The sequence below is a fragment of the Pseudomonas sp. GM102 genome, assembly GCF_000282555.1.
Taxonomy (GTDB): domain Bacteria; phylum Pseudomonadota; class Gammaproteobacteria; order Pseudomonadales; family Pseudomonadaceae; genus Aquipseudomonas.
On record NZ_AKJB01000069.1, the window covers coordinates 1 to 12885 of the forward strand.

The following is a 12885-nucleotide window of genomic DNA, read 5'->3' on the forward strand; positions in this document are numbered from 1 at the left end:
GCTAGGTTTTCACACAGTCTGCCTCGGGATGGCGTTTTTTTTGAGGTCCGGTTTTAGTTGTACGGTGTTTATGAGGGCCTCTTCGCGGGCAAGCCTCGCTCCTACAAGGGCACCACTGTACCTGTAGGAGCGAGGCTTGCCCGCGAAGGCATCAGCCGCATCACCTCAAAAACTGGAGCTAGAAGACAAACCGCCGATCAAACACCGGGTCATCATCCAGCGCCAACACGCCGCCAGAGAAGATCAAATCCAGATGATGGCTGCCCTTGGCACCTCCGCCCAACCCCAAGTGCAAGCCGCAATGGCGCTCCTCGAACCCGGCATTGCGCGCGTACAAATCTTTCACGCCTTCGTTGGTGCCGATCCCCAACTCCTCGATTCGCCGATTGGACGGATTGGCGTCCAGGTACTTGTTGAAGTCATGTTCCAGCCCCGGCACATCGGTGGCGATTTTGCTGATGGTGGAGTTCTCGATCCACAACTCCAGCGGTGACGCCAATACGCCGTACTTGCGGGCAAATGGAATCGTACTGAGGAAAGTCCCCATAAACTTCACCCGGCCATTAATGGCCTCGCTATGAGTAGCAATCTCGCCGGGCGCCAGGTCGAAGTTGCCGATACCGTTGATGTCGGTCCACTTCTTGATACTGCTCAAGGGTGTTTCGAACCACGACCCATGATCATCTTTGAAGCTCAGGGTGGTGGCGTGGGACATGCGCTGGATCAAGTGGCTGTTCAACCCGGCAATTCGCTGTGGGGTGACACTGAAAGTGTCGTAGAAGTAATCGCCGTAATCCTTGAACAGCAATGACTTCTTCCAGTTCTGCGCCATCACGCCTTGCAGCGCACGGACAAACTCCGGGCCGTCGGGACGCGGGTTGGGCAGGGTGGAAGAGTCATAGAAAAAAATGTACAGATCGCTGTCGGTAATCGCCTGCGCCAGCAATTCGGTGGGTTCGAGGTCCAGACGCATCGCGCTGAAGCTGAACCGTGGGCTGTTGTCGGCCTGTGCGGCGATGGCGCAGGTGTGCGCCTCGTAATCAGCGGTATGGCCGAGCAAGACCTTCGCCGGGTTGATACCGGCAACGGCAGGGTGATGTTCGAGGTAGTAAAGGAAATGCGAGATGGCGCGTTGCTTATCCATGTAGTCCTCCCTGACAAACCGAGAAAGTGGCAGGCACGACCGGCCGGATCGTGCCTGCCAGGATGTCTTACAGAGGCCACATCGCCGTGCCGAACGGCACAACCGCGTCGGCTTGCATCATGTCGACGGCGGCATCATGGGTCGGTGCTTCAAACCAATCGTCCAGTTGCAGTTCAGTGTCCAAGTCTTTGTCCAGTGCTTGCATGGTGAATCTCCTAGATGACTTCTTTGGTTAAGAACAGCGGCGTGCTTTTCACTCGTTGAAGAGCGCGTCAACGTGCCGGACGATGCAGTTCGGCAAGTCGCTGAAAACCTAGTTCACAGGGTTTTGGAATGCAAAAAAATAATTAAACAATTTTCATTTGAACTATTTATTCCATTTTTCGAAAGCCAATTTTCTTAATAAAAAACAGAAAACTAAGCAGGACATTTCCTTAGGAAGCTTCCTATCGTCAATTTACAGTCAGTGGGCTTCTGGATCTGATTTGGAAAATTTACGTTACGCCTTGTCAATAAAACCTTACGAAAAGCGCTCTTAAACCCCGTGGAATGCCGCCAGGAAGAGGAGCGTAAGGAAAACCTGCCGTCCGCCAGCCTGTTGGCGGTATTCAAGGGCTCTGGCACGCTTGTTTCAGCAGCGTATGAAGGGTGAGATGCGCCCCATGCCTGTCGTGCAGGTGCATAACAAGAAGGAGGCGCAATGAACGCCGTGACTCATCTCCATCTCTCCCTGTGGGGCGATTTTCCCGCTGCCCCCATCGATGACCTGCAAAGGTCTGACTCAATTTTTGCAGCCGCCCGAGACCCTCGAGGCGGACACAGGCAATCCCGGCAACCGACGCGCTGATCCAGCGGTGTCTGGCAGCAGGGGGTTACAGGTGTACAATGCGCCGCGTTTTAACTGTGACCCTCTGCGCAACAGCGCAAACCTCAAGGCTATCCGCCTTGTTCACTCCGCCGCGTCACGAGCGTGTCGGGTTCGATTTCGTCACAGATAAAAACAAACAGGTGACGCATGACTGTCGTAAAAACGCTGAACTCCTGGTGCCTGCGCTGGGGTTTGATCGGCGCTGCTTGAAATCGCAACCGAGCAGCAACGTCTACTGAACATCATCAAACCTTGCGTGAGACCCTTTTCATGAGTGGACAAAACTCGCATTCAGGCGAGCTGAAACGCGGCCTGAAAAATCGCCATATTCAACTGATCGCCCTCGGTGGCGCGATCGGTACCGGGCTATTCCTCGGCTCGGCCGGCGTGCTCAAATCCGCCGGCCCGTCGATGATTCTCGGCTACGCCATCTGCGGCTTCATCGCTTTCATGATCATGCGCCAACTCGGCGAAATGATTGTCGAAGAGCCGGTCGCCGGTTCCTTCAGCCACTTCGCCCACAAATACTGGGGCGGTTTTGCCGGTTTCCTGTCGGGTTGGAACTGCTGGATTCTGTACATTCTGGTGGGCATGTCCGAGCTGACCGCGGTCGGCAAATACATCCATTACTGGGCGCCACACATCCCGACTTGGGTCTCGGCAGCCGGGTTCTTTGTATTGATCAACCTGATCAACCTGGCCAACGTCAAAGTCTTTGGTGAGGCCGAGTTCTGGTTTGCGATCATCAAGGTCGTGGCCATCGTCGGCATGATTGCGCTCGGCAGCTACCTGCTGGTCAGCGGCGACGGCGGCCCACAAGCCTCTGTAACCAACCTGTGGGAACACGGCGGCTTCTTCCCGAACGGCGTCAGCGGTCTGGTGATGGCCATGGCGATCATCATGTTCTCCTTCGGCGGCCTGGAAATGCTCGGTTTCACCGCTGCTGAAGCCGACAAGCCGAAAACCGTGATCCCGAAAGCCATCAACCAGGTGATCTACCGGATTTTGATTTTCTACATCGGTGCATTGGTGGTCCTGCTGTCGCTGACGCCTTGGGACAGCCTGCTGACGACGCTGAACGCGTCCGGCGATGCCTACAGCGGTAGCCCGTTCGTTCAAGTGTTCTCGATGCTGGGCAGCGACACCGCCGCGCACATCCTCAACTTCGTGGTCCTGACCGCGGCGCTGTCGGTGTACAACAGCGGCACCTACTGCAACAGCCGCATGCTGCTGGGCATGGCCGAGCAGGGCGATGCACCAAAGGCCTTGTCGAAGATCGACAAGCGTGGCGTGCCGGTGCGTTCAATCCTGGCGTCGGCCGCTGTGACCCTGGTCGCGGTGCTGCTGAACTATCTGGTTCCGCAACATGCGCTGGAACTGTTGATGTCGTTGGTGGTAGCGACCCTGGTGATCAACTGGGCGATGATCAGCTTCTCGCACTTCAAGTTCCGTCAGCACATGAACAAGACCAAGCAGACGCCATTGTTCAAGGCGCTGTGGTATCCGTACGGCAACTATGTTTGCCTGGCGTTCGTGGTGTTCATCCTTGGCGTGATGCTGCTGATCCCGGGCATCCAGATCTCGGTGTATGCGATTCCGGTGTGGGTCGCGTTCATGTGGGTTTGCTACGGCATCAAGAACAAGCGCAGCGCCCAGCAGGCGTTACAGGCCGCAGGTTCCGCTGCCAAGTAAGTGCAAAGCGCAGAAACAACAAACCCGGCCATGTGCCGGGTTTGTCATTTATGGGTTCCATGCAAAATCCTGTGGGAGCGTGGCTTGCCCGCGATTCAGGCGCCGCGGTTCATCAGACAAACCGCGTTATCGTTCATCGCAGGCAAGCCACGCTCCCACAGGGGCCGCATTCCTTCTGTCTATTCGCGGTATCCTGCTTGTTCTGAATACGGACCTTTTTCCATGCTGGTGATTTCCAACAACGTGCATCTGCCGGATGCCGAGATCGAATTGACGGCCATTCGTGCGCAAGGCGCCGGTGGGCAGAACGTCAACAAGGTCTCCAGCGCCATGCACCTGCGCTTCGACATTCCGGCCTCGTCCTTGCCCGAGTTCTACAAGGAACGGCTGCTGGCGCTGCGTGACAGTCGCATCACCAGCGAAGGCGTGTTGATCATCAAGGCCCAGCAATATCGCACGCAGGAAGCCAATCGCGCCGATGCGCTGGAGCGGTTGACTGAGTTGATCCTCAGTGCCACCAAGGTCGAGAAGAAGCGCCGTCCGACCAAACCGACCCTTGGTTCGAAGAAGCGTCGGCTCGAATCAAAGACCAAGCGCGGCAGCATCAAGGCAGGGCGTGGCAAGGTGGATTTCTAGCGCGCTTCTCTTTCTTCGCGGTGCTTTTCATTAAGGTGCTTTTCATTAAGGTGCTTTTCATAAAGGTGCTTGGGCGCCTGCCGGTACAGATAAACGCTCAGCATCAATCCGCTCAAAGCGGCGAGGGCGGCAAACAGGAAGATCGAGGCAAAACCAAACCCCGCAGCTATCGCCCCCGCCAACGGTCCGGTGATCCCCAGCGACAAATCGATAAACAACGAATACGCCCCGACTGCCGCGCCACGGCTGGAAGCGGGCACCAGATTGACCGCTTCCACGCCCAACGCCGGGAACACCAGCGAAAAACCGAAACCGCTCAACGCCGCGCCGGCCAGTGCCCAATGGGCATCGGGTGCCAGCCATAACAGCAACAATCCGAGGGTTTCCACCGACAGGCAGGCAATCGCCACGCGGAAGCCGCCGAGGCGGTTGATGAGGTTACCGAACAACAATCGCGCACCGATAAAACTGGCGCCAAACAGGCTCAGGCACAGCACCGCGTTGGACCACTGCTGAGTGGCGTAATACAAGGTGATGAATGTAGCGATGGTGCCAAAGCCGATGGAACCCAAGGCCAGACCGCAACCGTGAGGAAACACCCGCCCCAGCACGTGCATGAACGGCAGGCGTTCACCGACAACGATCGGTGCAGCGGTTTTTGGCCAGGCCAGCGCCAGGCCCAGAACGGCCAACAGCACGATGCTCACGCCCATGCTCCACAAGCCCAGTTGACTCACCAGCAGCACTCCCAGCGGCGCGCCGACCGCCAGCGCGCCGTAACTGGCGATGCCGTTCCAGGAGATAACTTTGGCAGTGTTCGCCGCGCCGACCCGGCCGATGCCCCAGCCGATCGACCCGGAACCGACCAGGCTTTCTGCGCTGCCGAGCACCAGTCGGCCGATCAACAGGCTGATCAGGCTCAACGTCGGCAGGCTTTGCGTCCAGGCCGAAATCAACATGAATACACCGCTCAAGCCACAGCCGGCGAGGCCGTACATCACCGCCAGTTTGCTGCCCTTGTTATCGATGATGCGCCCGGCGTAAGGGCGGCTGAGCAGGGTGGCCAGGTATTGCACGCTGATCACCAGCCCGGCGATCACGGCGCCGAAACCGAGATCGCTGTGGACGTAGCCGGGCAATACGGCCAGGGGAATGCCGATATTCAGGTAACCGATGAACGTGAACAGGACGATGGAAACAACTTGCAGCGTGACCGCCATGGGGCGCTGGGTTTCTGACATGGGTAAAGGTCCACGGGGCAGCAGGATAGATAGGCTGCTTATGATAGCGGCGCGGGCGGTCGCAGGGCGTGAAAAAGTAAAACTATTTGGCGGACGGGGATAGTCAGGATTTTGCGGGGGCTACCAGGTGCGTCGTGACCAGAGCGGCCAAGGCGTTTTCTTCGCTGCCGAAGCGGGCCAGCAACGCGGCTTGCTTCTCGGGGGAAAGGCGGTTCCAGATCTCGATCATCTTCTCGGCGGTGCCGATCAGGACGCTGGCCTGGGTTGCACTGAATTCGTCGGTCATGGGAAAGCTCAAGGTTCAGGCGGTGTGGAAAGCGCATATTAGCGCTTTCCACACGGTCTGGTCGTGCGGGTGGATCAGTCTTCGCTGTCGGCCTGGCGGCGTTCAGGTGCTTCTTTCGTCTCGGGCTGTTGGGCGCCGGCTTGTTGCGTGGTTGTCTGCTCAGTTTCGTGCAGGCTTGGGAAGGGGAGATTAGGGATCTCGTGCATGTCGCGCTCCTCGCTAAGTCTGTTGATAGATCTGGTAGATCCGCGCTTTTAAAAAAGCCTGCGCAGGATACAGCAGGAGAAATGACAAATAGACTTTTATATCCGCATGTTGCGACGGATGGGATTGTCTAGACAGGTCTGTAAGGGGCGAAGATTCACTGTGGCGAGGGAGCTTGCTCCCGCTGGGCTGCGGAGCGGCCCCAATGCAGGCAATGAGTGTTTGCGTTGGAACTCAGTTGCGGTTTTTGCGACCGCTACGCGCTCGAGCGGGAGCAAGCTCCCTCGCCACAGGGAGCGCGCCATTGCATCGTGTTACTTGCAGACGTCGGCGATAGCTTCGGCCAGCAAGTCCAGACGCGTCGCATCAATCCCCGCCACGTTCGCCCGGCCCGAGCTCACCATGTACACGCTGTGATGCTCGCGCAGCTGTTTGACCTGCTCCGGCGACAAACCGGTGTAGGAAAACATCCCGCGTTGCACGCCGATGTGCGCAAATCGCTCACGCAAGCCATGGGGTTCAAGCGCTTCGACCAGACCGCTGCGCAACTGGGCGATACGCAAACGCATGGCTTCCACTTCGTCGGCCCAGCGGCTTTTCAGCTCTGGATCGCCGAGGATGGTCGCGACCACGGCGGCTCCATGATCCGGTGGCGTCGACCACAGGTTACGGGCGATGTTGGCCAGTTGGCTGCGGATATCCACTAGCTTGTCGGCGGTTTTCGCGCAGACAATCAGTGCGCCGGTGCGGTCGCGGTACAGGCCGAAGTTCTTCGAGCAGGAACTGGTGATCAGCACTTCCGGCAACTCGGCGGCGAACAACCGGGTCGACCATGCATCTTGCTCCAGGCCATCGCCGAAACCCTGATAAGCGAAGTCGATCAGTGGCAGCAACTCGCGACTGCGCACCATGTCCAGCACCCGACGCCAATCGTCATGGGACAGATCGAAACCGGTCGGGTTGTGGCAGCAGGCGTGCAGCAGCACCACATCGCCCTTGGGTGCTTGATTGAGCACCGCCAGCATAGCTTCCACATCGAGACGGTTATCGCTGCCCACGTACGGGTAATGACTGACCTTGACCCCGGCCGCCGCGAAAATGGTTTCGTGGATCGGCCAGGTCGGGTTGCTCAACCACACGCCACGGCCCGGCAGGCATTGGGCGATGAAGTCGGCGCTCAAACGCAATGCGCCAGTGCCGCCCGGCGTCTGAGTGGCGCCGGCCCGTTGTTCGGCGATCAGCGCCGAATCAGCGCCAAGCACCAACTCATTGATGGCTTTGCCGAACGCTATATTGCCGTGGCCGCCAATGTAGGTTTTGGTGGATTGACGATCCACCAGGTGCTGCTCGGCGAGTTTCACTGCTTCGGGGATCGGCGTCAGGCCCTGGGCGTCTTTGTAGACACCCACGCCAAGGTCGAATTTGCGCGGATTAGGGTCCAGCGCATAGGCCTCCATCAGGCCGAGAATCGGGTCGCCGGGCACTCGGCCGATGGCGTCGAAATGCATTATTTGCGGCCCTCGGCGTTCTTCGCCACTTCGTCAGTGCGCGCGGCCATGATGAAGTCGTTGCGGTGCAGGCCTTTGATGGAATGGCTCCACCAGGTCACAGTGACTTTGCCCCACTCGGTCAGCAGGCCCGGGTGGTGACCTTCGGCCTCGGAGATTTCACCGACGGCGTTAGTGAACGCCAGTGCGTGTTTGAAGTTCTTGAACAGGAAAACTTTTTCCAGCTGCATCACGCTGTCGCGAACTTCGATGTTCCAGTCAGGGATCTGCTTGATCAGGATCGGCAATTCTTCGTCGCTGACCTGAGGGGCGTCGGCGCGGCAGGCTTCGCAGTGGGCTTGGTTCAGAGCGTTCATGGTGTGTTCCTGAATTCGATTCTTGTTGGAAATTACTATCTTTGCGCGCAAGTCGCGAGCGGGATCTGCTCAGGCCGCTTTGGGCTTTGGCGGAAATTTCGGTGCGCGCAACCCCAGCTGCATACCTTGCTTGACCATGCCCATGATGTCTTCGTGGGCCAGATCGAACAGGCGCTTGAGGTTCGGCAGGACAAAGTACAGCGGTTGCAGAATGTCGATGCGGTACGGCGTGCGCATGCATTCCAGCGGATCGAAGGCCTGATGCTCAGGCGTGTCCGACAGGCAGTAAACGGTTTCTTTGGGCGAGGACAGAATGCCGCCACCGTAGATGCGCAGGCCTTGTGGCGTGTCGACCAGGCCGAACTCGATGGTCATCCAGTACAGGCGCGCCAGGTACACGCGTTCTTCCTTGGAAGCCAGGAGGCCCAGTTTGCCGTAGGTGTGGGTGAATTCGGCGAACCAAGGGTTGGTCAGCAGCGGACAGTGGCCAAAGATCTCGTGGAAAATGTCCGGCTCTTGCAGGTAATCCAGCTCTTCGCGGGTACGAATAAACGTCGCCACCGGGAACTGCTTGTTCGCCAGCAATTCGAAAAAGGTCTGGAAGGGAATCAGTGCGGGGACTCGGGCAACCTGCCAGCCGGTGGTTTCACCGAGGACCTTGTTGATTTCACCGAGTTGCGGAATGCGGTCGTGGGGCAGACCGAGTTTTTCGATACCGTCCAGGTATTCCTGGCACGCACGGCCCTCGACCACTTTCAGTTGGCGAGTGATCAGCGTGTTCCACACCGCGTGTTCTTCGGCGGGGTAGTCGATAAAACCTTGCGCATCGGGCTCACGAGCCACGTATTGCGTCTGCTTCATGCTGCTCTCCTGCTAGGGGATTCGTTCTTGTTGTGTGTACAGCTATGGACCTAGAAATACCCCAAGGCGTGCGGTGTTGCAGCAGGTGATCTGAGTTGTGAGTAGGAAAAATCTGCGCTTTTCGTAAAATATTCGTTACGGATTGGCCGCTGTGGCGTAAGTATTGATATTTGCGGGTTTGAAATGGCTCACAGGTGTCACATAATCTTGACGACTATTTGAGTGCCTCGGCAGAAAAATACGTCGGTCTGCCAAGTACCTCTGTGGGAGCGGGCTGTGGTGAGGGGGCTTGCCCCCGTTTGAGTGCGCAGCACTCACAAGGTCTTTGGTGCATCAGAGATTTTGGGGCTGCTTCGCAGCCCAACGGGGGCAAGCCCCCTCGCCACGGCCCGCTCCCACAGGTTGTGCGCTGGGCATCAACCTCACTCACCGTTTTGTGGGCCTTTATATGCGTATCAAAGTTCACTGCCAAAACCGCATCGGCATCCTGCGCGACATTCTCAATCTGCTGGTCGAGTACGGGATCAACGTCGCTCGCGGCGAAGTGGGCGGTGAGCACGGCAATGCGATCTACCTGCACTGCCCGAACCTGATCAACATTCAGTTCCAGGCGTTGCGTCCGAAGTTCGAGGCGATTGGCGGGGTATTCGGCGTCAAACGCGTAGGGCTGATGCCCAGCGAGCGTCGACACATGGAACTCAATGCCTTGCTTGGTGCCCTGGAGTTTCCGGTGCTGTCGATCGACATGGGCGGCTCCATCGTCGCGGCCAACCGTGCTGCGGCGCAGTTGCTCGGGGTACGGGTGGATGAGGTGCCGGGGATTCCGCTGTCGCGGTACGCCGAGGATTTTGATTTGCCGGAACTGGTGCGCGCCAACAAGTCGCGGATCAACGGCTTGCGGGTCAAGGTCAAGGGCGACGTGTTTCTCGCCGACATCGCGCCGCTGCAATCGGAGCATGACGAAAGCGAGGCCATGGCCGGTGCGGTGTTGACGTTGCACCGGGCGGACCGGGTGGGCGAGCGCATCTATAACGTGCGCAAACAGGAATTGCGCGGCTTCGACAGCATTTTCCAAAGCTCGAAAGTGATGGCAGCGGTGGTGCGCGAGGCGCGGCGCATGGCGCCACTTGATGCGCCGCTATTGATAGAAGGCGAGACCGGCACCGGCAAAGAGTTGTTGGCGCGGGCCTGCCACCTGGCGAGTCCGCGTGGGCAGTCACCATTGATGGCGCTCAACTGCGCCGGTCTGCCGGAGTCCATGGCCGAGACCGAATTGTTCGGCTACGGCCCTGGCGCCTTCGAAGGGGCGCGGGCCGAAGGCAAGCTTGGGCTGTTGGAGCTGACGGCGGGCGGTACGTTGTTCCTCGACGGCGTCGGCGAAATGAGCCCTCGCTTGCAGGTGAAATTGCTGCGCTTTCTGCAGGACGGTTGCTTCCGTCGTGTCGGCAGCGATGAAGAGGTCTATCTGGATGTGCGGGTGATCTGCGCAACGCAAGTGGATTTGTCCGAACTGTGCGCTCGCGGTGAGTTTCGCCAGGATTTGTACCACCGTTTGAACGTGCTCTCGCTGCACATCCCGCCGCTGCGCGAATGCCTCGACGGACTGGCGCCGCTGGTGGAGCACTTCCTCGATCAGGCCAGTCGGCAGATCGGTTGCCCGTTGCCGAAACTGGCGCCGGCGGCGATGGAGCGGCTCAGTCATTATCATTGGCCGGGTAACGTGCGGCAGTTGGAAAACGTACTGTTCCAGGCCGTTTCCCTGTGCGACGGCGGCACCGTCAAAGCCGAGCATATTCGCCTGCCGGACTACGGCGTGCGTCAGCCGCTTGGCGATTTTTCTCTTGAGGGTGGTTTGGACGAGATTGTCGGGCGCTTTGAGAAAGCGGTGCTGGAGCGTTTGTATTCCGAGCATCCGAGCAGTCGGCAACTGGGCAAACGGCTGGGGGTTTCGCATACCACCATTGCCAACAAGTTGCGTGAGTATGAGGTTGGTAAAGATAACACCTGACTGATCGTTCCCACGCTCTGCGTGGGAATGCAGCCCGGGACGCTCCGCGTCCCAAGAGCGGACGCAGAGCGTCCATTGAGGCATTCCCACGCAGAGCGTGGGAACGAGCAGGTGACGGAAACTGAGGATTGCCGCGAAGCGGCATAACACCGCCGGTTTTTCGTCTTCGATACATTCCCCCAATCCCCTCTGAATCCCTCAAGTCCTTTGTTTGCCGGGCCCTGCGCCGCCAAAAAAAAGTTGGTCTGCAAATTGCTTATGGCTCAGCAGTACAGCGGTGGGCGGCAAACGTCCGGCATGCAGAGGAAAGAGTGTGGACAAGTACCTTTATGTGGCAATGACCGGCGCCAGCCAGAATGCACTGGCGCAGAAGGCTCATGCCAACAACCTGGCGAACATCTCTACCAACGGTTTTCAGAAGGACCTGGAACAGGCCCGTTCGATGCCGGTGTTTGGTGACAGCTTTCCGGCGCGTGCGTTTGCCATGACCGAGCGTCCGGCCACCGACTTCTCCCCGGGTGCGCTGGTGCAAACCGGTCGCGACCTCGACGTCGCGGTGCAGGGCAATGGCTGGATCGCCGTGCAGAACCCTGATGGCGGTGAAAGCTACGTGCGCACCGGTAGCCTGAACGTTGACGCCCTGGGCGTGTTGCGTGCCGGCAATGGTATGCCGGTGGTAGGCAATGGCGGGCCGATTGCCGTGCCGCCCGAGCAGCAAATCGAAGTCGGCGAAGACGGCACCATCAGCATTCGTGCGATGGGCGAAGGTCCACGGGTGATGGCCGAAGTCGACCGCATCAAACTGGTCAACCCGGACTTCAAGAACATGACCAAAGGCCTGGACGGTTCGATCCACACCAAGGACGGCAAGCCGGCGCAAGCCGATGCCAACGTCAAACTGGTGTCCGGGTTTCTGGAGTCGAGCAATGTCAATGCCGTGGAAGAAATGACTTCGGTGCTGGCGCTGGCCAAGCAATTCGAGCTGCACATCAAGATGATGAACACCGCCAAAGACGATGACCAGGCCATGGCTCGGGTCTTGCAGATCAGCTAATTATCAGAACGTCGCGCCGTAAAACAGGCGCACGAGGAGAATCGAATGCTTCCGGCTCTATGGGTTGCCAAAACAGGTCTGTCCGCCCAGGACACCAACCTCACCACCATTTCCAACAACCTTGCGAACGTATCGACCACGGGTTTCAAACGTGACCGCGCCGAGTTCCAGGACTTGCTGTACCAGATCAAACGCCAGCCAGGTGCCCAGTCGACCCAAGACAGCGAATTGCCGTCGGGTCTGCAAGTGGGTACCGGTGTGCGCATCGTCGGCACCCAGAAAAACTTCACTGCCGGCAGCCTGCAAACCACTGAGCAGCCGCTTGACCTGGCCGTCGACGGTCGCGGTTTCTTCCAGATTCTGCAGCCGGACGGCACCACGGCCTACACCCGTGACGGTACGTTCCACCTGGATTCCAACGGTCAGATCGTCAACGCCAGCGGCTTCGCTCTGGAGCCGGCCATTGTCATTCCGAACGACGCCCAGACTTTCACCGTCGGCCGTGACGGCACCGTGTCCGTCACAGTTGCCGGCAACCCGGCCTCCCAGGTGATCGGCAACCTGCAAACCGCCGACTTCATCAACCCGGCCGGTCTGCAAGCGGTGGGTAACAACCTGTTCCTGGAAACCGCTGCCAGTGGCGCGCCGCAAGTCGGTACCCCGGGCCTCGCCGGTTTCGGTACCACGCTGCAGAACACCCTGGAAACGTCCAACGTCAGCACCGTTGAAGAGATGGTCAACATGATCACCACTCAGCGCGCCTACGAGATGAACTCCAAGGTGATCTCCACCGCCGACCAGATGCTCTCGTTCGTAACGCAGAATCTGTAATCAAGTCTATGAGGCGACCATGAGGTCGCCTGCAATACCGTGAGGTAGGGTCATGAATCGCTTTGTATCTGTTCTGGCACTGAGTGGGGCCGTCGTGCTCGCGGGCTGCGTCGCCCCGCCGCCCAAGCCCAATGACCCTTACTACGCCCCGGTGTTGCCGCGCACGCCGCTGCCGGCTGCCGCCAATAACGGCTCC

The 12885-nt window shown here is 58.8% G+C and carries 13 protein-coding genes and 1 pseudogene; 6 read left to right on the forward strand and 8 right to left on the reverse strand.

Features of this window, described 5'->3' with window-relative positions; all coding sequences use genetic code 11:
• Positions 1–178: 178 nt before the first annotated feature.
• Positions 179–1144: a hypothetical protein gene (locus PMI18_RS11675; protein ID WP_007902480.1), complete on the reverse strand. Its 966-nt coding sequence runs from the start codon at positions 1142–1144 to the stop codon at positions 179–181.
• Between the two features lie 67 nt (positions 1145–1211).
• Positions 1212–1349, reverse strand: a complete 138-nt coding sequence (locus PMI18_RS31260; RefSeq protein WP_007902483.1) for a hypothetical protein — start codon at positions 1347–1349, stop codon at positions 1212–1214.
• Positions 1350–2282: 933 nt separating this feature from the next.
• On the opposite strand from PMI18_RS31260, the gene PMI18_RS11665 reads away from it, so the two are divergent.
• Both PMI18_RS11665 and arfB read left to right on the forward strand, forming a co-directional pair.
• Positions 2283–3704, forward strand: a complete 1422-nt coding sequence (locus PMI18_RS11665; protein ID WP_007902484.1) for an amino acid permease — start codon at positions 2283–2285, stop codon at positions 3702–3704.
• Positions 3705–3926: 222 nt separating this feature from the next.
• Positions 3927–4340, forward strand: coding sequence for an alternative ribosome rescue aminoacyl-tRNA hydrolase ArfB (gene arfB, locus PMI18_RS11660; RefSeq protein WP_007902485.1), 414 nt, complete (start codon positions 3927–3929; stop codon positions 4338–4340).
• Here the strand turns inward: arfB and PMI18_RS11655 are convergent.
• The 6 genes from PMI18_RS11655 to phhA all read right to left on the reverse strand — a co-directional run bounded on the left by PMI18_RS11655 (position 4337) and on the right by phhA (position 8796).
• A complete protein-coding gene (locus tag PMI18_RS11655; RefSeq protein WP_007902486.1) occupies positions 4337–5581 on the reverse strand; it encodes an MFS transporter in 1245 nt (414 codons plus the stop codon). The two genes, arfB and PMI18_RS11655, sit on opposite strands and share 4 nt — an antisense overlap.
• 103 nt (positions 5582–5684) lie before the next feature.
• The gene (locus tag PMI18_RS11650) at positions 5685–5867 is read right to left on the reverse strand and encodes a hypothetical protein (protein WP_007902494.1); all 183 of its coding nucleotides are present in this window, start codon (positions 5865–5867) and stop codon (positions 5685–5687) included.
• Between the two features lie 74 nt (positions 5868–5941).
• Positions 5942–6073, reverse strand: coding sequence for a hypothetical protein (locus PMI18_RS31740; protein ID WP_007902501.1), 132 nt, complete (start codon positions 6071–6073; stop codon positions 5942–5944).
• Between the two features lie 312 nt (positions 6074–6385).
• Complete coding sequence (locus PMI18_RS11645) at positions 6386–7579, reverse strand: amino acid aminotransferase (protein WP_007902502.1); 1194 nt, start codon at positions 7577–7579, stop codon at positions 6386–6388.
• On the reverse strand, positions 7579–7935 hold the full coding sequence (locus PMI18_RS11640) for a 4a-hydroxytetrahydrobiopterin dehydratase (protein WP_007902503.1): 357 nt from the start codon (positions 7933–7935) through the stop codon (positions 7579–7581). Before PMI18_RS11640 ends, PMI18_RS11645 begins: the two co-directional genes overlap by 1 nt.
• A 69-nt stretch (positions 7936–8004) precedes the next feature.
• Positions 8005–8796, reverse strand: a complete 792-nt coding sequence (phhA, locus tag PMI18_RS11635; RefSeq protein WP_007902504.1) for a phenylalanine 4-monooxygenase — start codon at positions 8794–8796, stop codon at positions 8005–8007.
• A gap of 448 nt (positions 8797–9244) precedes the next feature.
• On the opposite strand from phhA, the gene PMI18_RS11630 reads away from it, so the two are divergent.
• From PMI18_RS11630 to flgH, 4 genes and pseudogenes are all read left to right on the forward strand, one after another.
• Entirely contained in the window at positions 9245–10804 is a 1560-nt protein-coding gene (locus PMI18_RS11630; RefSeq protein WP_007902506.1) for a sigma-54-dependent phenylalanine hydroxylase transcriptional regulator PhhR, read from the forward strand.
• 313 nt (positions 10805–11117) lie between these two features.
• On the forward strand, positions 11118–11858 hold the full coding sequence (locus PMI18_RS11625) for a flagellar basal body rod protein FlgF (RefSeq protein ID WP_007902508.1): 741 nt from the start codon (positions 11118–11120) through the stop codon (positions 11856–11858).
• A 45-nt stretch (positions 11859–11903) separates the two neighbouring features.
• Positions 11904–12689 carry a flagellar basal-body rod protein FlgG gene (gene flgG, locus PMI18_RS11620; RefSeq protein WP_007902511.1) on the forward strand — a complete coding sequence of 262 codons (786 nt, stop codon included), beginning with the start codon at positions 11904–11906 and terminating at the stop codon, positions 12687–12689.
• Between the two features lie 52 nt (positions 12690–12741).
• Positions 12742–12885 (forward strand): annotated as a pseudogene (gene flgH / locus PMI18_RS30460) (flagellar basal body L-ring protein FlgH); the annotation flags it as partial.